Annotated in this window: 21 protein-coding genes; 13 read left to right on the top strand and 8 right to left on the bottom strand. The window is 66.7% G+C overall.

Going from position 1 to position 19,523, the window contains the following annotated elements:
• The first annotated feature begins 30 nt into the window (after nt 1–30).
• The 9 genes from VIM12_RS09815 (at nt 31) to VIM12_RS09775 (ending at nt 8,415) form a co-directional block, all read left to right on the top strand.
• Entirely contained in the window at nt 31–963 is a 933-nt protein-coding gene (locus VIM12_RS09815) for a histone deacetylase family protein (protein ID WP_331941563.1), read from the top strand.
• Nucleotides 964–1,024: 61 nt separating this feature from the next.
• On the top strand, nt 1,025–1,942 hold the full coding sequence (gene ylqF, locus VIM12_RS09810) for a ribosome biogenesis GTPase YlqF (RefSeq protein ID WP_331941440.1): 918 nt from the start codon (nt 1,025–1,027) through the stop codon (nt 1,940–1,942).
• Nucleotides 1,932–2,717 (top strand): enoyl-CoA hydratase, encoded by a 786-nt coding sequence (locus VIM12_RS09805; RefSeq protein WP_331941439.1) that lies wholly within the window; start codon nt 1,932–1,934, stop codon nt 2,715–2,717. Before ylqF ends, VIM12_RS09805 begins: the two co-directional genes overlap by 11 nt.
• A 115-nt stretch (nt 2,718–2,832) precedes the next feature.
• Nucleotides 2,833–3,207: a hypothetical protein gene (locus tag VIM12_RS09800; protein WP_331941438.1), complete on the top strand. Its 375-nt coding sequence runs from the start codon at nt 2,833–2,835 to the stop codon at nt 3,205–3,207.
• Between the two features lie 76 nt (nt 3,208–3,283).
• Nucleotides 3,284–5,320 carry a TonB-dependent receptor gene (locus VIM12_RS09795; RefSeq protein ID WP_331941437.1) on the top strand — a complete coding sequence of 679 codons (2,037 nt, stop codon included), beginning with the start codon at nt 3,284–3,286 and terminating at the stop codon, nt 5,318–5,320.
• Nucleotides 5,321–5,330: 10 nt separating this feature from the next.
• Nucleotides 5,331–5,849, top strand: coding sequence for a ZrgA family zinc uptake protein (locus VIM12_RS09790; protein WP_331941436.1), 519 nt, complete (start codon nt 5,331–5,333; stop codon nt 5,847–5,849).
• Nucleotides 5,846–6,562, top strand: coding sequence for an ATP-binding cassette domain-containing protein (locus VIM12_RS09785; RefSeq protein WP_331941435.1), 717 nt, complete (start codon nt 5,846–5,848; stop codon nt 6,560–6,562). Before VIM12_RS09790 ends, VIM12_RS09785 begins: the two co-directional genes overlap by 4 nt.
• A complete protein-coding gene (locus VIM12_RS09780) occupies nt 6,559–7,821 on the top strand; it encodes an ABC transporter permease (protein WP_331941434.1) in 1,263 nt (420 codons plus the stop codon). The genes VIM12_RS09785 and VIM12_RS09780 overlap by 4 nt, the downstream gene beginning before the upstream one ends.
• A gap of 12 nt (nt 7,822–7,833) precedes the next feature.
• Nucleotides 7,834–8,415 (top strand): DUF3299 domain-containing protein, encoded by a 582-nt coding sequence (locus VIM12_RS09775; RefSeq protein WP_331941433.1) that lies wholly within the window; start codon nt 7,834–7,836, stop codon nt 8,413–8,415.
• A 98-nt stretch (nt 8,416–8,513) separates the two neighbouring features.
• Here the strand turns inward: VIM12_RS09775 and groL are convergent, their stop codons facing one another.
• The 4 genes from groL to VIM12_RS09755 all read right to left on the bottom strand — a co-directional run bounded on the left by groL (nt 8,514) and on the right by VIM12_RS09755 (nt 11,854).
• Complete coding sequence (groL, locus tag VIM12_RS09770) at nt 8,514–10,160, bottom strand: chaperonin GroEL (RefSeq protein WP_331941432.1); 1,647 nt, start codon at nt 10,158–10,160, stop codon at nt 8,514–8,516.
• 36 nt (nt 10,161–10,196) lie between these two features.
• Nucleotides 10,197–10,487 (bottom strand): co-chaperone GroES, encoded by a 291-nt coding sequence (groES, locus tag VIM12_RS09765; RefSeq protein ID WP_331941431.1) that lies wholly within the window; start codon nt 10,485–10,487, stop codon nt 10,197–10,199.
• A gap of 351 nt (nt 10,488–10,838) precedes the next feature.
• A complete protein-coding gene (locus VIM12_RS09760; protein WP_331941430.1) occupies nt 10,839–11,258 on the bottom strand; it encodes an organic hydroperoxide resistance protein in 420 nt (139 codons plus the stop codon).
• Nucleotides 11,259–11,383: 125 nt separating this feature from the next.
• Entirely contained in the window at nt 11,384–11,854 is a 471-nt protein-coding gene (locus VIM12_RS09755; protein WP_331941429.1) for a MarR family transcriptional regulator, read from the bottom strand.
• A 69-nt stretch (nt 11,855–11,923) separates the two neighbouring features.
• Between VIM12_RS09755 and dacB the strand changes: the two genes are divergently transcribed.
• From dacB to VIM12_RS09740, 3 genes are all read left to right on the top strand, one after another.
• The gene (gene dacB, locus VIM12_RS09750) at nt 11,924–13,333 is read left to right on the top strand and encodes a D-alanyl-D-alanine carboxypeptidase/D-alanyl-D-alanine endopeptidase (protein WP_331941428.1); all 1,410 of its coding nucleotides are present in this window, start codon (nt 11,924–11,926) and stop codon (nt 13,331–13,333) included.
• Nucleotides 13,334–13,536: 203 nt separating this feature from the next.
• The gene (locus VIM12_RS09745) at nt 13,537–14,769 is read left to right on the top strand and encodes a YjgN family protein (protein ID WP_331941427.1); all 1,233 of its coding nucleotides are present in this window, start codon (nt 13,537–13,539) and stop codon (nt 14,767–14,769) included.
• Nucleotides 14,766–15,773 (top strand): M48 family metallopeptidase, encoded by a 1,008-nt coding sequence (locus VIM12_RS09740; protein WP_331941426.1) that lies wholly within the window; start codon nt 14,766–14,768, stop codon nt 15,771–15,773. The genes VIM12_RS09745 and VIM12_RS09740 overlap by 4 nt, the downstream gene beginning before the upstream one ends.
• A gap of 12 nt (nt 15,774–15,785) precedes the next feature.
• On the opposite strand, the gene VIM12_RS09735 is transcribed toward VIM12_RS09740, so the two are convergent.
• The 4 genes from VIM12_RS09735 to VIM12_RS09720 are packed head-to-tail and all read right to left on the bottom strand — an operon-like array spanning nt 15,786 to nt 18,634.
• Entirely contained in the window at nt 15,786–16,286 is a 501-nt protein-coding gene (locus VIM12_RS09735) for a TPM domain-containing protein (protein ID WP_331941425.1), read from the bottom strand.
• Nucleotides 16,286–17,092: a TPM domain-containing protein gene (locus VIM12_RS09730; RefSeq protein WP_331941424.1), complete on the bottom strand. Its 807-nt coding sequence runs from the start codon at nt 17,090–17,092 to the stop codon at nt 16,286–16,288. Before VIM12_RS09730 ends, VIM12_RS09735 begins: the two co-directional genes overlap by 1 nt.
• A gap of 10 nt (nt 17,093–17,102) precedes the next feature.
• A complete protein-coding gene (locus VIM12_RS09725) occupies nt 17,103–17,696 on the bottom strand; it encodes a LemA family protein (protein ID WP_331941423.1) in 594 nt (197 codons plus the stop codon).
• A gap of 47 nt (nt 17,697–17,743) precedes the next feature.
• Nucleotides 17,744–18,634, bottom strand: a complete 891-nt coding sequence (locus VIM12_RS09720; RefSeq protein WP_331941422.1) for a DMT family transporter — start codon at nt 18,632–18,634, stop codon at nt 17,744–17,746.
• 61 nt (nt 18,635–18,695) lie between these two features.
• Between VIM12_RS09720 and pyrF the strand changes: the two genes are divergently transcribed.
• On the top strand, nt 18,696–19,523 hold the full coding sequence (gene pyrF / locus VIM12_RS09715; RefSeq protein ID WP_331941421.1) for an orotidine-5'-phosphate decarboxylase: 828 nt from the start codon (nt 18,696–18,698) through the stop codon (nt 19,521–19,523).

Below are 19,523 nucleotides of genomic sequence, written 5' to 3'. Positions count from 1 at the left end.
TCGAGTTTGTCCTTGCGCACCTCCCCGACGATGACCACCGCCTTCTATACCCACGCCGACTGCCAACGCCACGAGATGGGTTCCTGGCACCCGGAATGCCCGGCCCGCCTGCAGGCGATCGAAGACCAGCTGGTCGCCAGCCGCATTGCTGACTTCCTCGACCGTCGCGAAGCCCCGCTGGCGGACGTGGATGCGATCCTGCGCGTGCACAGCGCGGACGCGGTGGCGCGGGTCCGGGAACACGCCGGGGCGCTGGCGGAAGGCGACTACTATCCGCTGGATGCCGATACCATGCTCAATGCGCACAGCTGGCAGGCGGCGCTGCGCGCGGCCGGCGCCGCGGTGGCCGCCACCGACGCCGTGCTGGCGGGCGAGGTCGGCAACGCCTTCTGTTCGATCCGGCCGCCGGGACATCATGCGCGGCCGTCCGAGGCCATGGGCTTTTGCCTGTTCGGCAACGTCGCCATTGCCGCGCGCCATGCGCTGGACGTGCGCGGACTGGAGCGGGTGGCAATCGTGGATTTCGATGTCCATCATGGCAACGGCACCGCCGAAGCCTTCCTCGACGACCCCCGGGTGCTGATGACGAGCTTCTTCCAGCATCCGTTCTATCCGTACTCCGGCCCGGAGAACCTGCCGCACATGGTGAACCTGCCGGTCGCCGCCTATGCCGGCGGCCAGGAAGTGCGCGCGCTGGTCGAGCAGCACTGGCTCCCCGCGCTGCACGCGCACCGCCCGCAAATGATCTTCATCTCCGCCGGCTTCGATGCGCACCGCGAGGACGACCTCGGGCAGATGACGCTGGTGGAAGACGACTATGCCTGGATCACCCGGCGCATCATGGAGGTCGCCGGCGAACATGCGCAGGGCCGCATCGTCAGCTGCCTGGAAGGCGGCTACAACCTGTCGGCGCTCGGCCGCAGCGTCGCCGCCCACCTGAAAGCGCTGGCCGGCCTCGACTGACGCCGCCTGCCGCGGGGCGGGCGGGTAAAATAGCGGATTCCCCGCCATCAACACCTTCAGCATGTCTATCCAATGGTTTCCCGGTCACATGAACGCCGCCCGCAAGAAGGCGGCGGAGTCCATGGAAAAGACCGACCTCGTCATCGAAGTGCTGGACGCCCGGCTTCCGCTGGCCAGCAGCAATCCGATGATCGAGCAGCTGCGCAAGCAGCGCCAGCGCCCCTGCCTGAAGATCCTCAACAAGACCGATCTCGCCGACCCCGACGCCACCCGCGCCTGGCTGGCGCACTTCAATGCGCAGAAAGATGTGCACGCGGTGGCGCTGAGCTGCAAGAAGCCGGCGGACGTCGCCAAGGTGCCGGGCCTGGCGCTGAAGCTCGCGCCGCACCGCGGTACCGCGCTCAAGCCGCTGCGCATGATGATCATGGGCATACCGAACGTCGGCAAGTCGACGCTGATGAACGCGCTGCTGAAGAAGCGGGTGGCCGCGGTAGGCGACGAGCCTGCCGTGACCAAGTCGCAGCAGCGGCTCTACCTCGGCAACAACATGGTGCTGATCGACACGCCCGGCATGCTGTGGCCGAAGATCGAGCATCCGACCGACGGCCTGATGCTGGCCGCCAGCCATGCAGTGGGTGTCAATGCGATCATCGAGGAAGAGGTCGCGACCTTCCTCGCCAGCATGCTGCTTGCCCGCTATCCGAAGCTGCTCACCGCCCGCTACGGTTTCGTCACGGAAGGCCGCGACCCGGTCGGCGTGATCGAAGGTGTCGCGCAGCGGCGGGCCTATCGGGTCAAGGGCGGCGAGCTGGATTTCGAGAAGGCCGCGCATGCGCTGCTGCTGGACTACCGCAGCGGTGCGCTCGGCCGGATCAGCCTGGAGACACCGCAGAGCCGGGCGGAACTGTTGGCGACCTACAATCCGCCGCCGTCCCTCGGCGAGCGGCCGGAACCCGACGTGGAGACCGATGATGACTGAGCACGGCCCGTTCGTACTGAAACGCGTGGAGAACGGCGTCGCCACCCTCACGCTGAACCGCGGCGACAGGTTCAATCCGCTGTCGGAAGAGATGCTTGGCGCCCTGCAGGCCGAGATCGATGCGGTCCGCGACGATGCAGGCATACGCCTGGTGGTGCTGGCCGCGGCCGGCAAGGCTTTCTGCGCAGGCCACGACCTGAAGCAGATGCGGGCCGCGCCGTCGGAAGCGTATTACAGGAAGCTGTTCAACCAGTGCAGCAAGCTGATGCTGTCGGTGCAGCAGCTGCCGCAGCCGGTGGTGGCAAGGGTGCAGGGGCTGGCCACCGCCGCCGGTTGCCAGCTGGTCGCCATGTGCGACCTTGCCGTCGCCTCCACCGAAGCGACGTTTGCCGTCTCGGGGGTCAACTACGGCCTGTTCTGCTCGACACCATCGGTGGCGCTCAGCCGCAACGTTTCGCGCAAGCAGGCAATGGAAATGCTGCTGACCGGCGAATTCATCGACGCCGAGACCGCCCGCGAGCGCGGCCTGGTCAATCGGGTCGTTCCGCCGGCGCAACTGGACGAGGAGATCGGCCGTCTTGCCGCAAGCATTCTCGCCAAGCCAGCGGTCGCTATCGCCATGGGCAAGCAGTTGTTCTACCGGCAGCTCGACATGGGAATCGGCGCAGCCTACCAGCTGGCCGGGCAGACCATGGCCTGCAACATGATGGACGCCGACGCGCTCGAAGGCGTGCAGGCATTCATCGAAAAGCGCGCCCCCGGCTGGAAACCCTGACGCCGGCGGACCGCCAGGTGCCGTCGACCTGCCAGCGACGCGCTGCGCTTCCCGGCCCGTACCGCCGTCATGCTATTATTCTGCAACTTTGTTGCATCTAGCCCGCTCCCGCGTCATGCACCGTCTCCGCACCCACCGTCGCCTTGCCGACTGCGCGCTTGCCGCGTTGCTGCTGCTGGCGCTGCTGGCGGCACAGTGGACCGGGTGGCAACACCGCATTGCGCACGCCGGCTTCGAACGCGCCCAGGTCGCGGCGCATGCCTTCGCGGCGATCGGCACGCCCGATGCCGCGCCTGACGACACGCTCGCCCACGGCGACCACTCCTGCCTGCTGCTCGACGCCGCCGCCCTTGGCACGGGTCTGCATGCGGCCATCGTCTCACTGCCGCCGGCGCCGGCGGCGGCGCGGGCAGGGGATATGGAGCAGCGCCCGTCCTGGCGACCGCGCTTCCTTGCCCATTTCTCCCCGCGCGCACCCCCTTTCGCCTGACCTGCACCGCACATCATGCCGGCCGCGTCCGCTGACGCCGCCGGTCCGCATTGCATTTCAGTCGAAGGAATATCCCATGCAGGACCATCGTTTCCTGGCGAAGGCCGCGAGCCATTCCACGCGCGCCGCCATCGCCATCCTTGCCGCGGCGTCCGCCGCCCATGCCCAGGAAGCGCTGCCAGCGCTCCCCGAAGTCGTCGTGACCGCCACACCGTTCAACGCGGGTGAAAGCGCCCAGATACTGGTCCCGGCGCGCGTGCTCGCGGGCGACGCGTTGCGCAACAAGCTGGAAGGCAGCATCGGCGATACGCTGGCCAATGAACCGGGTATCAGCGCCTCTGCATTCGGCGCTGGCGCCTCGCGGCCGGTGATACGCGGCCTCGGCGGGCCGCGGGTACGGGTGATGCAGAACGGGATGGGAAGCGCGGACGTCTCGGCCATTTCCGAGGATCACGCCGCTGGGGTCGATCCCTACAGCGCGCGCAGGATCGAAATCCTGCGCGGTCCGGCAGCCCTGCTGTACGGGTCGGGCGCCGCCGGCGGCCTGGTGAACCTGGTCAACGGGCGCATCCCCGAAACGCTGGAAGCACAGCCGACCGGCGAACTCGAAGTCCGCTACGGCACCGCCGACAACGGCAGGGCGCTGTCCCTGTCGGCCGACGGCGCCGCGGGCCGTATCGGGCTGCACGTCGACGGCAGCTTTCGCGACACGAACGACTACCGCCTGGCGAGCAGGGCAGTGCGCGACGATCCCGAGTCCCCTGCCGGCCGCCTGCCGTCGTCGGCCACGCGTGCGCACAGTCTCGGGTTTGGCGCCTCGATCGTCGACAGCTGGGGCCACATCGGCGCCTCGGTCGCCGTGCTGGACAACCGCTACGGTATTCCGACGGACGAGCAGGCCACCATCGACCTCGAGAAGCGTCGCTATGACATCGACGCCTTGCTGAAGCAGCCATTCGCGGGGGCGGAGCAGATGCGGTTCAGGCTGGGGTACACCGACTACGCCCATACGGAGATCGCGTCGGAAGAGGAAGGGGAATCCGGCAGCGAAGCAGAGGAAAGAACGGACTTTTCCAACGACACCCTGGAGATGCGCTGGGAACTCGCACACAAGCCGGTCGCCGGCTGGCGCGGGGTGTTCGGATTGCACGCGGAAAGCGCGGACTTCGCGGCCGTGTCGCGCGAGCCGGGCCACCCGTCCACGGTTCCGGAGACCCGTTCGCGCGCCTATGCGGCCTTCCTCGTGGAGGAGCGCGATTTCGGCCCCGCCCGTGTCAATGCCGGCGCCCGCATCGAGAACGCCGTGCGCGACCCGGAAGGCGGGCAGCGCCGATCCTTCGATCTCGCATCCTGGTCGGCCGGCGTCGCGTGGACCGGCATTCCCGGCTACAGCTTCGGGCCGACGTTCTCCGTTGCACAACGGGCGCCATCCGCGGAAGAGCTTTACTCGGGCGGTCCGCACCATGCGACCGAAACGTTCGACCGCGGCGACAGCACGCTCGACAAGGAGACCTCGCGCAACCTCGAACTGACGCTGCAGAAGACGGAAGGACTGCTGCGCTGGCGCGTCAATCTGTTCCAGAACCGCATCCGCAATTTTGTCTATGGCCAGCTGACCGGCGTGACGCTCGACCATGAGGGCAACCCGGGCGACGAACTGGATGAACGGGTCTACCGCCAGGCCGGCGCGAAGCTGCGCGGCGCGGAGGCCGAGATCAGCCATAACCTGCGCGGGCAGGGCTTGTCGCTGCGCGCCTTCGCCGACACCTCGCGCGGCAGGCTCGACGGCAGCGGCGGCTGGCTGCCGCTGCAGCCCGCGACCCGGGTCGGCGCCGAAGTCGGCTACCGCCAGGGTGCGTGGCGCGCCGGCGCCAGCGTTATCCGCGCACAGCGCCAGGAACGGCTCGCGGCCAACGAGACGGCGACGCCCGGCTATACGCGCGTCGATGCCAGCCTGTCCTGGACGCAGCGCAGCGGTCCGATGCAGTTGACCTGGTTTGCGCTGCTGAAGAACCTGCTCGACGAGGATATCCGCCTGTCGACCTCGCTGCTCAAGGACAGCGCGCCGCTGCCCGGGCGCAGCCTGGTGGTCGGCGTGCGCACCGCATTTTGAAGGAGAGACGATGACAAGGATGATTCCCATGCTGGCGCTCGCGCTGGCCGTCGCGGCACCGTCGGCCGCCCACGCCGCCGGTGCGGCCGGCGGCCATCATCATCATGGCGGGGCTCGCCTGCTGGTGGCGGTGGACGGCAAAAACCTGGAGGCCGAGCTGGTGGCCCCGCTCGACAGCCTCGTCGGTTTCGAACATGCGCCGCGCAACGAGAAGGAGCGCAAGGCGCTGGAGGCGGTGCAGGCCCGCTTCCGCAACCCGGCGGACCTGCTCACGCCGACGGCGGCCGCCGGTTGCAGCCCCGGGCCGGCGGAAGTGCAGCAGTCGTCGGCGGGCGGGCATGCCGAGCTGCGTGCGCTGATCGTGTTTCAATGCCTGCAGCCACGGGCATTGCAGGACATCGAAGTCGGCCTGTTCGATGCCTTCCCCCGGCTGCGACGGCTGGATGCCGAAATCGCCGTGCCTGGTCGGCAGTCGGCGGCCCGGCTGGACCGGCAGCGGCGCAGGATCACCTGGCAGGCGTCGCCATGAACGCAGGGCCAGTCGTCGCAGTCGAGGACCTGCTGTTCGCGTGGCGGGACGCCGCAGCGCCCTGCCTGGACCTGGCCGATTTCAGCCTGGGCGTCGGCGAGCGCGTCTTTCTGCACGGTCCGAGCGGCAGCGGCAAGAGCACGCTGCTCGGCCTGCTGGGCGGCGTGCTGCTGCCACAGCGCGGCACCGTGCGGGTGCTCGGCCAGGATCTCGCGGCGCTCAAGGGCCGGGCGCGCGACCGCTTCCGGGCCGACCATATCGGCTTCATCTTTCAGCAGTTCAATCTGATCCCGCACCTGCCGGTGGTCGACAACGTGCTGCTGCCGTGCCGATTCTCCGCACGGCGCCGCGCGCGTGCCTGCGCGTCGGGCAACAGCCTGCGCGAGGAGGCCGGGCGCCTGCTGTCCGCGCTGGGCATCGATGCCGCGCTGGCGGCGCGGCCGGTCGCCACGCTGAGCGTCGGCCAGCAGCAGCGCGCGGCGGCGGCGCGTGCGCTGATCGGTTGTCCGGAACTCCTGGTGGCCGACGAACCGACCTCGGCGCTCGACGCCGACCGGCAGGCCGCCTTCCTGCGCTTGCTGCTGCAGGAAGCGGTCGCTGCCGGCACCGCCGTCCTGTTCGTCAGCCATGATCATCGGCTCGCCGGCCACTTTACGCGGGAGATCGGACTTGCCGCGATCAACCGGGCAACGGAAACGGAGGACCGGGCATGAGCCATCTCGTCCTTCTCGCCCTGCGCAGTGCCTGGAACCGGCGCCTCACGCTGGGACTGGTGGTGCTGACCATCGCGTTGAGCGTGACCATGCTGCTCGGCGTCGAGCGCCTGCGTCATCATGCGCAGGAGGGGTTCGCGCAATCCGTGGCCGGCACCGACCTGATCGTCGGCGCGCGGAGCAGCCCGGTGCAGCTGCTCCTGTTCTCGGTGTTCCATGTCGGCGAGCCGACCGGCAGCATGCGGTGGGACAGCGCCATGCACATCGCCGCCCATCCTGCGGTTGCCTGGACCATACCGTTGTCGCTCGGCGACTCCCACCGCGGCTATCCCGTGCTGGGCACCAACGGCGACTATTTCCTGCACTACCGCCATGGCGACGCCCGGGCGCTGGAATTCTCCTCCGGCCGTCCCTTCACGCGGCTTTTCGAGGCCGTGCTCGGCGCCGAGGTGGCCGAACGGCTCGGCTATCGTGCCGGCGACCGGATTTCACTCAGCCACGGCATGCAGGAAGGCGCATTGACCGCGCATGACGACAAGCCATTCACCGTCGCCGGCGTGCTCAAGCGCACCGGTACGCCGGTCGACCGCACCGTGCATGTCAGCCTGGAGGCGATCGAGGCCATTCACCTCGACTGGCAGGGCGGCGCGCGCCTGCCGGGGATGCAGATTCCGTCGGAATTCGTGCGCAAGTTCGACCTCTCGCCCAAGCAGATCAGCGGCATGCTGGTCGGACTGAAGTCGCGCGCGGCGGTATTCCGGATGCAGCGGCATGTGATCGAATACGAAGGGGAGGCCCTGCTTGCGATCCTGCCCGGCGTCGCGCTCGGGCAGCTGTGGCAGGTTGTCGGCGTGGTCGAGCAAAGCCTGCTCCTGGTGTCGGCGCTGGTGGTGCTGGTCGGACTGTGCGGACTGGTGGCGGTCGTGCTGGCCGGCCTCAATGAACGGCGACGCGAGCTTGCCATCCTGCGCTCGGTGGGCGCGCAGCCGGCAGACATCTTCCTGATGCTGGTGATCGAGGGTTTCGCCCTGGCTTGCGCCGGATGCGCTCTCGGCCTGTTGCTGCTGTCGCTGGGCGGCGCTGCAATCGCGCCGTTCGCAGAAGCGCACTTCGGTCTGTCGCTGCCGCTGGCCCTGCTGTCAGCGCAGGAACTGCCGTTGCTCGCCGCGGTTCTGGCCACCGCCGTCCTGGCCAGCCTGGTGCCGGGTTACCGCGCCTATCGCCTGTCGCTTGCCGACGGGCTCACGCCACGTCTCTGAGGAGGAATCACCATGAAATCCATGCACGCCATCGCCCTCGTCGCCGCGCTCGCCGCCGCGCCGCTGCTGCACGCCCAGCAGGGCAAGTCCGACTACAAGCTGGGAGAGCGCCTTCCGCAGTCGAAGCCGGGCGCCGCGAGCCAGGCCTACCGCGAGGTCGGCTGGGATGCCCTGGTGCCCAAAAACTGGGATCCTTCCGTCCTGATGAAGGGTATCGACCTGGGTCAGATGAGCGACAACGATCCGCGCGCGATGGAGGCGCTGCAGAAGATGCGCAAGGCATGGAGCGAAGCGCCCGTCGATCCCGGGCTGAATGGCGCGAAAGTGCGCATCGCCGGATTTCTGGTGCCGCTCGACGCCGAGCGCGGCCAGGTGAAGGAATTCTTGCTGGTGCCGTACTTCGGCGCCTGCATCCATACGCCGCCGCCGCCGGCAAACCAGATCATCCATGCGGTTGCCACCAGGCCGCTCAAGGCGGAGCAGGTGATGTCGGCGGTGTGGGTGAGCGGCACGCTGGAAACGGTACGCAGCGAGACCGAGTTCGGCGCCGCCGGATACCGGCTGAAGGCCGACGTGCTGACACCGTATAAATAACCCCCGCGGACGCAGAAAGCAGAAAGCAGAAAGCCCGCCGAAGCGGGCTTTCTGCTTGCAGGGCAGCGGAAGGCATTGCTGCCTTCCGGCGGCCGGACTTACATCATGTCCATGCCGCCCATGCCACCCATGCCGCCCATGCCTGCCGGAGCAGCAGCCGGCTTGTCTTCGACCAGCTCGGCAACGGTGCAGTCGGTGGTCAGCATCAGGCCGGCGATCGACGCTGCGTTCTGCAGTGCCGAGCGGGTGACCTTGGCCGGATCCAGCACGCCCATCTCGACCATGTCGCCGTAGGTGCCGTTGGCGGCGTTGTAGCCGTAGTTGCCGGAACCTTCGATGACCTTGTTGACGACGACGGACGCTTCTTCGCCGGCGTTGGTCACGATCATGCGCAGCGGCTCTTCCATTGCGCGCAGGACGATCTTGATGCCTGCGTCCTGGTCGGCGTTGTCGCCCTTCAGGTTCTTCACGTTGGCGCGAGCACGCAGCAGTGCGACGCCGCCGCCGGGAACGATGCCTTCTTCAACGGCGGCACGGGTGGCGTGCAGCGCGTCTTCGACACGTGCCTTCTTCTCTTTCATCTCGACTTCGGTGGCTGCGCCAACCTTGATCACTGCAACGCCGCCTGCCAGCTTGGCAACGCGCTCCTGCAGCTTCTCGCGGTCGTAGTCGGAGGTGGCTTCCTCGATCTGGACACGGATCTGCTTGACGCGTGCCTCGATCGCAGCTGCCTGGCCGGCGCCGTCGATCAGCGTGGTGTTTTCCTTGCCGATCTCGACGCGCTTTGCCTGGCCGAGGTCGTTCAGGGTTGCCTTCTCGAGGGTCAGGCCGACTTCCTCGGCGATCACCTGGCCACCGGTCAGGATGGCGATGTCTTCCAGCATGGCCTTGCGACGGTCGCCGAAGCCCGGTGCCTTGACGGCGCAGGTCTTCAGGATGCCGCGGATGTTGTTGACCACCAGGGTAGCCAGCGCTTCGCCTTCGATGTCTTCAGCAATGATCAGCAGCGGACGGCCGGCCTTGGCAACTTGCTCGAGCACCGGCAGCAGGTCGCGGATGTTGGAGATCTTCTTGTCGAACAGCAGCACGAACGGGTTCTCGAGAACCGCGACTTGCTTGTCCGGGTTGTTGATGAAGTAGGGCGACAGGTAGCCACGGTCGAACTGCATGCCTTCGACGATGTCGAGTTCGTCGTTCAGGGACTTGCCGTCTTCAACGGTGATCACGCCTTCCTTGCCGACTTTTTCCATTGCCTCGGCGATGCGCTCGCCGATCGAGGTGTCGGAGTTTGCGGAGATCGAGCCGACCTGGGCGATTTCCTTGGAGGTGGTGCAGGGCTTGGCGATCTTCTTCAGCTCTTCGACAGTGGTGGCGACAGCCTTGTCGATGCCGCGCTTCAGGTCCATCGGGTTCATGCCGGCGGCAACGAACTTCATGCCTTCGCGGACGATGGCCTGGGCCAGCACGGTCGCGGTGGTGGTGCCGTCACCGGCGTTGTCGGAGGTCTTGGAAGCGACTTCCTTCACCATCTGCGCGCCCATGTTCATGAGCTTGTCTTTCAGTTCGATTTCCTTGGCCACGGAAACGCCGTCCTTGGTGACGGTCGGGGCGCCGAAGGAACGCTCCAGCACGACATTGCGGCCTTTCGGGCCCAGGGTAACCTTGACTGCGTTGGCGAGGATGTTCACGCCTTCGACCATCTTGGCCCGGGCGGCGTCGCCGAATACGACTTCTTTAGCTGCCATGTTCGATACTCCTTGTCTGTTCGATGGATATTCGTATTACTTCTGCACCACTGCCATGATGTCTTCTTCGCGCATCACGAGCAGCTCTTCGCCGTCGACCTTGACGGTCTGGCCGGAGTACTTGCCAAACAGCACGGTGTCGCCGACCTTCACTTCAAGCTGACGGACCTTGCCGTCTTCCAGGATCTTGCCGTTGCCGACGGCCAGGATCTTGCCCTGGTCCGGCTTTTCAGCGGCCGCATCCGGGAGAACGATGCCGGACGCAGTCTTGGTTTCCTGGTCGAGGCGCTTGACGATGACGCGATCGTGCAATGGACGAAGGTTCATACAAACTCCTTTAAATACAATAAGTTATAGTAGTTTTTGCGGCGCACGCGCTGCAATCCGGTTTTCCGCCGCCGCGCTTGTCCGCATCGGGAAAATTGGTGACCAGAGGAAATTGTTAGCACTCTCCCCTGGCGAGTGCTAAGTATATGGGCGGCATTTTGTTTTTTCAAGAAGGCCGACCGCGGCAAATGCGAATCGGGGAAGAACGGCCGGATTCGGCAGCCGGGAAGGAAAGTGCGCAGAAGGGGGCAGGACGCGGGCAGGGTATGGGCGAGAGGAAGGCGGAACGCAGGATCGCCGGCGGGAAGGCTCCCGCGTTGGCGGGAACCTTCTGCGCGCCGGATGAAGCGATCAGGCCAGTGCGACCTTGACCTCGATGTTGCCGCGCGTGGCGTTCGAATACGGGCAGACCTGGTGGGCCTTGTCGACCAGCGCCTGGGCCGCGTCGCGCGGCAGGCCGGGAAGGGCGACCGTGAGGCTCGCGGCAAGCGCGAAGCCGCCTTCGCCGTTCGGGCCGATGCCTACCTCGGCCGTTACCGCGGCATCGGCCGGCAGGGCGGTTTTCGCATGCATTGCGACAAACTTCAGGGCGGACAGGAAGCAGGCGGAATACCCGGCGGCAAAGAGCTGCTCGGGATTGGTGCCTTCCCCGCCCGCGCCACCCAGTTCCTTCGGCGTGCTGAGTTTGACATCGAGCTTGCCGTCGTTGCTGGCGGCGCGGCCGTCACGGCCGCCGGTTGCGGCGGATTGCGCGGTGTACAGGATCTGCATGGAATTCTCCTCTGAAGTTTCGGTGATCAGCGGTGCAGCCACCGCATGGGACAAGAATATAGCATCCAATTAAATTGTGTGCAATTTAAAAACGCAGCGGATGTAAGGCGCTCGGCGCACGGCTTTCAGGAGAATGACCTGGCGAGATCGGCGCGGATACGGGTCAGCTGCTCGCGAAGTGCGCCCAGTGACTCGGCGGGCTGGCCGCTGGCGCATAGCACCTGGTGCGGTATGGCCTGTGCCTTCCTTTTCAGCGCGCGGCCTTCGCGGGTCAGCGTGATGCGTACCTGGCGTTCGTCCGCCTCGTCCCGGTTGCGGGCGACAAGGCCCGATGTTTCGAGCCGCTTGAGCAGCGGCGTGAGGGTGCCGGAATCGAGGAACAGTTTTTCGCCGATCGACTTGACCAGCACATCGTCCTGCTGCCAGAGGACCAGCATCACCAGGTACTGCGGATAGGTCAGGCCGAGCTGATCGAGGAAGGGCTTGTATGTCTTGGTCATCGCCAGCGATGCCGAATACAGCGCGAAACAGAACTGGTTCTCGAGCGCCAGCGGATCGAAGGCGCCGGCGTTGTCGGGGGAATTGGGTTTGGACATGGTGGTCTGGCCGCGCTGGGGATCATGGGATAATCGGTTGCACCCCACATATTATTCGCTATATCCCGAATGCTGAAGAACCTTCTCGCCGCCTGCGCCGTGGCGGCTGCATGCGGCTTCGCGTCCGCGCAGGCGCTCCTGCCGCCGTCTGTCGCCGATGCGCTCCGGCGCGCCCAGATTCCGCGGGAAGCGACCGCGGTCTACGTGCAACAGCTCGGCAGTCCACGTGCCATGCTCGCATCGAACGAAACCGTGCCGTTCAATCCGGCGTCGACGATGAAGCTCGTCACGACCAATGCGGCACTGGAGACCCTGGGCCCCGCCTACACCTGGAAGACCCGCGCCTATGCAACCGGCACGCAGGAGGGCGACGTACTGGGCGGGGACCTCGTCATCAAGGGCAGCGGCGATCCCAAATTGCGCTATGAAGACCTGTGGATGTTCCTGCGCCGCATCCGCGAACGGGGCATCCGGGAGATCCAGGGCGATCTCGTGCTCGACCGCACCGCATTCGAGGAAGTCGCTTTCGATGCCGCGCTGTTCGACGGCGATCCGCTCAAGCCGTACAACGTGGGGCCGGATGCGCTGCTGCTCAACTATAAGGCACTCAACTTCCGCTTCGTGCCCGATCCGGCTGCAGGAACCGTGAATGTCGTCGTCGATCCGCCGCTCGCGGGCTACCCGGCCGTCGCGCCGCGGCTCGACGGGGGCGAATGCAACGACTGGCGCGCGAGCCTGCAGCCGACGATCGGCCTGCTCGGCGCCTGGTTCAGCGGCAGCTATCCATTGAGTTGCGGCGAACGGAACTGGTACCTGCATCCCTACCCGCTCAGTCATCCCGAGTATTTTCATCTCGCGTTCCGCCGCCTGTGGACGGATCTCGGCGGCACCTTGCGGGGCGGGGCAAAGCTTGCGCCGCTGCCGCCGGACGCGCGCCTGCTCGCCGAATGGGAGTCTCCCACCCTTGCCGAGATCGTCCGCGACATCAACAAGTTCTCCAACAACGTCATGGCCCGGCAGGTGCTGCTGACGCTTGGCCAGGCCAGCACCGGGCTGCCTGCCAATACCGCTGCGGGTGCAGCCGCGGTCCGCAACTGGCTCACTGCACGCGGCGTCGCGGCGCCGGAACTCAGCATCGAGAACGGCTCCGGGCTGTCGCGCACCGAACGCATCTCCGCCCTCAGCATGGCGGAGATGCTGAATGCGGCTTTCCATGGGCCGACCATGCCCGAGTTCATCGCGTCGCTGCCGCTGGCCGGCACCGACGGCACCATGCGCAAGCGGCTGACCAACCACACGGTGGCGGGACGGGCGCATGTGAAGACCGGGCTGCTGGCCGATGCGCGCAATATTGCCGGCTATGTGCTGGCCGCGTCCGGACGCCGCTACCTGGTTGTCTTCATGATCAATCATGCCAATGCGCCGCGGGGGAGCGAGGCACAGGACGCGCTGCTGCAGTGGGTGTACGAACAGGGCTAGGCAGGAGCGCGGGCAGGCGCAGGTAGGACCCGCTTCCTGCGCCGCCCGTGGGGCCCCGTGCAGCCTTGCTCGCGCACGCGACTGCAGCAAGCCTCACACTGTGGCGAAGCCGTTTTTCCCGCCTTCGGTCCTCCGTGCCGTCACCGGTTGTTGTATCCTTCGTGCAAGTCGGGTTCCGGCGCAAAACAAAAGCAGGGGGCGAAATGGCAGACGTGGTGGCGGAAGCGGCCGAGCAGGCAGCCGCGGCCCCGAAGGGCAGGGCATTGCCGGCGGGCGTGCGCGTACCCGCGCCGGCTGTCGAGGACCCGGAGGCCGGCCCCCGCACGCTGCGCTTCGAATTCACCGGCAGCGGCAGCGAGTACTTCCGGATCTGGGTGGTCAACCTGCTGCTGACGCTGCTGACCTTCGGCGTCTATTCGGCCTGGGCCAAGGTGCGGCGGTTGCAGTATTTCTACCGCAATACCCGGCTCGACGGCGCCGTCTTCGACTTCCATGGCAGCCCGGGGGCCATCCTGCGCGGTCGCATCCTGGCGCTGGCGCTGGTCGCCGCCTACAAGATCGCCTATGACATTTCCATGCCCGCCGCGGTGGTGGTCGCGCTGCTGCTGGCGGCGGTCACGCCCTGGCTCCTTGCGCGCGCCTTTCGCTTCCGGCTGGCCAACTCCAGCTATCGCGGGGTGCGCTTCCGTTTCCGGGGTACCGCCGGCCAGGCCTACGCGCGTCTCATCCTGTTCCCGGTGATCCTGGCGGTGACGGGCCTGCTCGCATGGAGCCTGATTGCCTCCTTCCAGTCGAATCCGGGCGTCGGCGTGATCCTGCTGGCCGGCATCCTGCCGTTGGCGGTGCTGGCAGGGACCGTCCCGCTCGCTCACTACTCGCTGAAGCGCTACCAGCACGAGCAGTCGGATTTCGGTCAGACCGCGTTCTTCTTTCATGCCAGGGCGGCCAGCTTCTTTGCCATCTACGGGAAAGCCGTCGGCTGCTTCTTCCTCGGGGCGATCCCGGCCGGCATATTCGGCCTGCTCACCGGGAAAGTCTATGCATTGCTGCTGACGACCGCGCTCGGCTGGCTGTTTGCCCTGCTATACGGCCTGCTGAGCGCGTACGCGTTCTACCTTTTCGTGCGCCCCTACCTGGAAGCGCGGATCCAGAACCTGGTCTGGAACAACACCGAGCTGGGCCTGCACCGTTTTGAAAGCAATGCCAGCGCTCGCCGGCTGTTCTGGATCCACGCCAGCAACCTCGTATTCATCACCCTGAGCTTCGGGCTCTACAAGCCGTTCGCGACGATCCGCCTGCTGCGCTACCGGGTGGGCAGCATGGCGCTGGTCGCGGCGGAAAGCCTGGACGACTTCCAGTCCGACCACGGCGTCGACCGCGCCGGCGCAGCCGGCCAGGAGGCAGGGGACTTGTTCGACCTCGACATCGGCCTATGATCGCTGCCCACTACTATGATGGAGAAACCAGCCGCCGCAGCGCGGTGCACCTGCTTTTCCACCGCGGCGTGATGGCGGTGGACGGCGATGGCGTGCGCCGCTCGGTCCGGCTGTCCCAGGTCGCCGTGTCCGAGCCGCTCGACCATGCGCCGCGACTGCTGGCGCTGCCCGGCGGCGCCCGCATCGAGTGCGCCGACCCGGGCCTGCCGCGTTTGTTGCGAAAGAACGGCTATCGCGAGCCGCGCATCGTGCGCTGGCAGCGCAACTGGCCGTTATCGCTGCTGGCGCTGGTCTCGCTGCTGGCATTGCTGGTCGCGGGCTACCAGTGGGGCCTTCCCGCGGCGGCCGACAAGATTGCCCGCGGCTTGCCGGCCTCGCTGGCAACGAAGATCGGCGATGAGCAGCTGGAGCTGATCGACGGCATGTACATGGAGCCGTCCCGCCTGGGCGAGAAACACCGTGCACGCCTGCTGGAACGCTTCGCCGCGATGAAACGCCCGGCGGGCGGCAACGCGCCTTTCCGCGTCGAATTCCGGTCCAGCAAGCTGGGACCGAATGCATTCGCCTTGCCGAATGGCGTGATCGTGATGACCGACCAGCTGGTTGCCGAGGCGGCGAACGACGAAGCGGTGCTGGGGGTGCTTGCGCATGAACTTGGTCATATCGAGCGCCGGCACTCCTTGCGCGGGCTGCTGCAAACCCTTGGGCTCGGTGTGGTGATCAACCTGCTGGTCGGGGATGTTTCGACCGCGCTGGCGGCGGCGCCGACGTTCCTGCTCGACCAGAAATATTCGCGCGACTTCGAGCGCGAGGCCGACCTGTATGCAATCGCCATGATGCAGGCGAACCGCCTGCCGCTGTCGCCGATGGCCGACTTGTTCGAGCGGCTGGGGGGGGACGAGGCAGGCGACGGAGCGAGCGATGAAGACCTTGCCTACCTCAGTTCTCATCCGGCCGACGCCGAGCGTATCGCCCGCTTCCGCGCGGCGGACCGTGGTCGCTGAAAAGCGGCAGGTTCAGAGCATGACCGGCCGGTCGGACAGCTGGTTGCGCAGCGACCCGTCGTCGGGGTAGTGCCGCTGCAGCAGCGCGTTGAGCTCGGCCAGCGCCGCCAGGGTGCTGTGGTGGTAGTCGCCGCGTGCGAAGCCCTGCGTCATGGTGCGGCAGGCGTGCTGCCAGTCTGCGGCCGGAACCGTCTTGCCGACGCCGCGGTCGGCCACGATCTCCACCTGGTGGTCGGCCAGGTTGATGTAGACCAGCACCCCGCAGTTTTCCTCGGTATCCCAGACGCCGTACTGCGCGAAGAGCTCGCGCGCGCGGTCCCGGGCGGTCATGCCATTGAGGACCGCCTGCAGGTCGAGGCCGGGCTCGATCACGAGTCGCAGCTCCGCGCGGTGCCGGGTCTCGCCCTCGGCGATCGCGGCTTCGATGGCCTTCAGCGTCTCCTCCGGAAATGCGCGGCGGCCGGCCGCGCTGGTCATCCACAGGTGGCGCCACATGCGTGCAAGCGTCGACATTACCAGTTCCCCGAGGCGCCGCCGCCGTCGCCGGTGCCGCCACCACCGGAGAAGCCGCCGCCAAAACCACCGCTACCGCCAAATCCCCCGCCGAAGCCGCCGCCGCCAAAGCCGCCGCTTCCGAGTCCGCCACCCAGGATCACGCCCGGCACCGTTCCGCCCCAGCCGCGACGGTGACGCGCATAGCGAGCCGAGCGCCGGCGCGACAGCATCAGGAAAAGGAACATGAAAAACAGGAACAGACCGAACGAGGGATCAAAGCCGTCCTCCGCGGCTGGCTCCCGCTGTGCAGGCGCCGGCAGCTGCTCCTTGTCGAGCAGGCTGGTGATCGACGACAGTCCGGCTGCGAGGCCGCCGTAGTAATCGTTCTGCCGGAAATGCGGTGCGATCACGTCCTGCAGGATGCGCTTCGACTGCGCATCGGTGAGTGAACCCTGCACCCCGCGGCCGGCCTCTATCCGCAGGCGCCGCAGCGCAGGCGGGTTGTCCCGCGCGACCACCAGCAACACGCCGTCGTCCACGCCCTTGCGTCCGAGCTTCCATTCGTCCAGCACGCGGATGCTGTACTGCTCGATCGACTCCGGCTCGGTCTTCGCGATCAGCAGGACCGCGATCTGGCTGCCGGTACGGGTCTCGTATTCCTTGAGCACGCTCTCCAGCGTCGCGCGCTGCTCCTGGCTCAGCATGCCGATGGTGTCGGTGACCCGGGTCTGCAGCGGCGGCACGGGAACGAAGCCCTGCGCCGCGGCCTGGCCGAACAGCAGCAGTCCGAGCAACAGGGCAAGGCAGGCGCGGAGGACTGTCATGCGCGCAGCCCTACTTGCCGAAATTGACGGCGGGCGCGTTGGAGATCGCGCGCTCGTTCTCGACCGTGAACGAGGGCTTGACCTCGTAGTTGAACGCCATTGCCGTCAGGTTGGTCGGGAAGCTGCGCGCCAGCACGTTATACTCGCGCACCGACTGTATGTACCGCTGGCGGGCGACGGTGATCCGGTTCTCCGTGCCTTCGAGCTGAGACTGCAGGTCGCGGAAGCTCGTGTCCGCCTTCAGGTTCGGGTAGTTCTCGGAGACCGCCATCAGCCGCGACAGGGCGCTGGACAGTTCGCCCTGGATCGCCTGGAATTTCTGGAAAGCCTGCGGATCGTTGAGCACTTCCGGAGTGATCTGGAAACTGGTGGCCGCCGCCCGCGCCCGGGTCACCGACTCCAGCGTTTCCTTCTCGTGCGAAGCGTAGCCCTTGACGGTGTTGACGAGGTTGGGGATCAGGTCGGCGCGGCGCTGGTACTGGTTGACGACCTCGCCCCAGGCGGCCTTGACCTGCTCATCCTTGTTCTGGAATTCGTTGTAGCCGCAGGCGCTGAGCAGCGATGCGATCAAGCCGACGGCCAGCCATCTGAACCAGGTTTTCATCGGGTTTTTCCTTTTTTGCTGTCAATTTGAAAACTTCCGCCCGTCGCTTACTTATGGGCGTTGCCGCCGCGTTTCAACAGGACGGCACTCATGGCCGCCAGGATCAGCAGCATCGCGGCGTAGTCCTGCCAGTGCGGCGTCTCGCCGAGGATCCAGGCACCGGAAAACACACCGAGCACCGGGATCATCATGACCGACAGGCTGGAAGCGACCGGCGGCAGACTGCGTGCAAGCATGAACCAGACCACGTGGGCGAAGCCGAAGATGACGACTGCGTTGTACCCGATCGCCGCCCATGCCGCCGCCCCCGGCATCCGCCACTGTGCGTGTTCCAGCGCCACCGCGGCGACAGCAAGCCCGGCCGTCGCCATGACGAGCATCCAGAAAGTGATCGCGATGGTGGGCATGGCCAGCGTCGAGCGCCGCATCATGACCGTGCCGTACCCCCAGCCGGCGGCGGCAATCAGCGCGAAGATGCTGCCCATCGGATTGCCCGCCAGCTTGCCGAACTCGCTCGACAGCAGCAGCAAGGCGCCGCCGAGTGCGCAGGCGATGCCGAACCAGGCGGCGCGGCCGAGCTTCTCGCGGAACACCAGCACGCCGAACAGCGCCGCCCATACCGGCATGGTGTAGCCGAGGATGGCCGCGCGGCCGGATGAGAGCATCTTGACCCCGAGAATCATGAACACATGCCACAGCAGCATATTGGGAATGGCCAGTCGCAGCAGCGCGGCTGCGCCGCCGCGCGGAATCGTCAGCGGAACATCTTGCAGCCTGGCGGCCAGCCAGATGGCGGGCAGGCCGCCAAGCATGCTCAGCAGACGGAAGCTGAGCGGCGGGAAATCGCTGACGCCGATCTTCATGACCGGCCAGTTCACGCCCCAGCACAGCGTCAGGAGAACGAGAAGAATCCAGTGCTTTCGTGAAAGACTTGTCATGGCCGAAACGATAGCACGGCAAGTTACAATGCGTTCTGTTCGAATCAAGACTGGCCTTCTCGTGACTTTCACCGAAAAACTCGCCGCCGCCTGGACGGCAAACAACTCCCTCCTGTGCGTGGGGCTCGACCCCGACATCGCAAAAATGCCCGCGGAATTCCAGGCCCAGCCGGATGCCGTCTATGCCTTCTGCAAGGCAGTCGCCGACGCCACGGCGGACACCGCCTGCGCCTTCAAGCCGCAGATCGCCTACTTCGCCGCATTGCGGGCCGAAGACCAGCTGGAGGCGCTGTGCGCTTACCTGCGCAGCGCCTATCCGCACATCCCCGTGGTGCTGGACGCCAAGCGCGGCGACATCGGCGCGACGGCAGAGCAGTACGCGCGCGAAGCCTTCGAGCGCTACCGCGCGGACGCGGTGACGGTGAATCCGTACATGGGTTTCGATTCGGTCGCGCCCTACCTGGAGTGGACCGACCGCGGCGTGATCATCCTCTGCCGCACCTCCAACCCCGGCGGCTCGGACCTGCAGTTCCTCGATGTCGGCGGCCAGCCGCTGTACCGGCATGTGGCGCAGATGGTGGCGGAGAAATGGAACGCCGGCGGCCAGTGCGCGCTAGTGGTCGGCGCCACCTTCCCGGACGAGCTGGCCGAGGTACGCGCGGTCGTCGGCGACATGCCCTTGCTGGTGCCCGGCATCGGCGCCCAGGGAGGCGACATTGCCGCCACCGTAAAGGCGGGAAAGAGCGCAGCGGGCGCCGGGATGATGATCAACTCGTCGCGCGCCATCCTGTACGCGCAGCCGGATGCGCAGAAGGGCGAGGATTTCGCGGCGGCGTCCCGGCGCGTCGCACAGGAGACGCGCGACGCGATCAACCGCTTCCGCGCCTGA

This window comes from Noviherbaspirillum sp., from assembly GCF_036563305.1.
In the GTDB taxonomy this organism is placed as follows: Bacteria; Pseudomonadota; Gammaproteobacteria; order Burkholderiales; family Burkholderiaceae_D; genus Noviherbaspirillum.
Note: the sequence above shows the minus strand (reverse complement) of the source record. Positions and strands in the feature narration are given on the sequence as shown.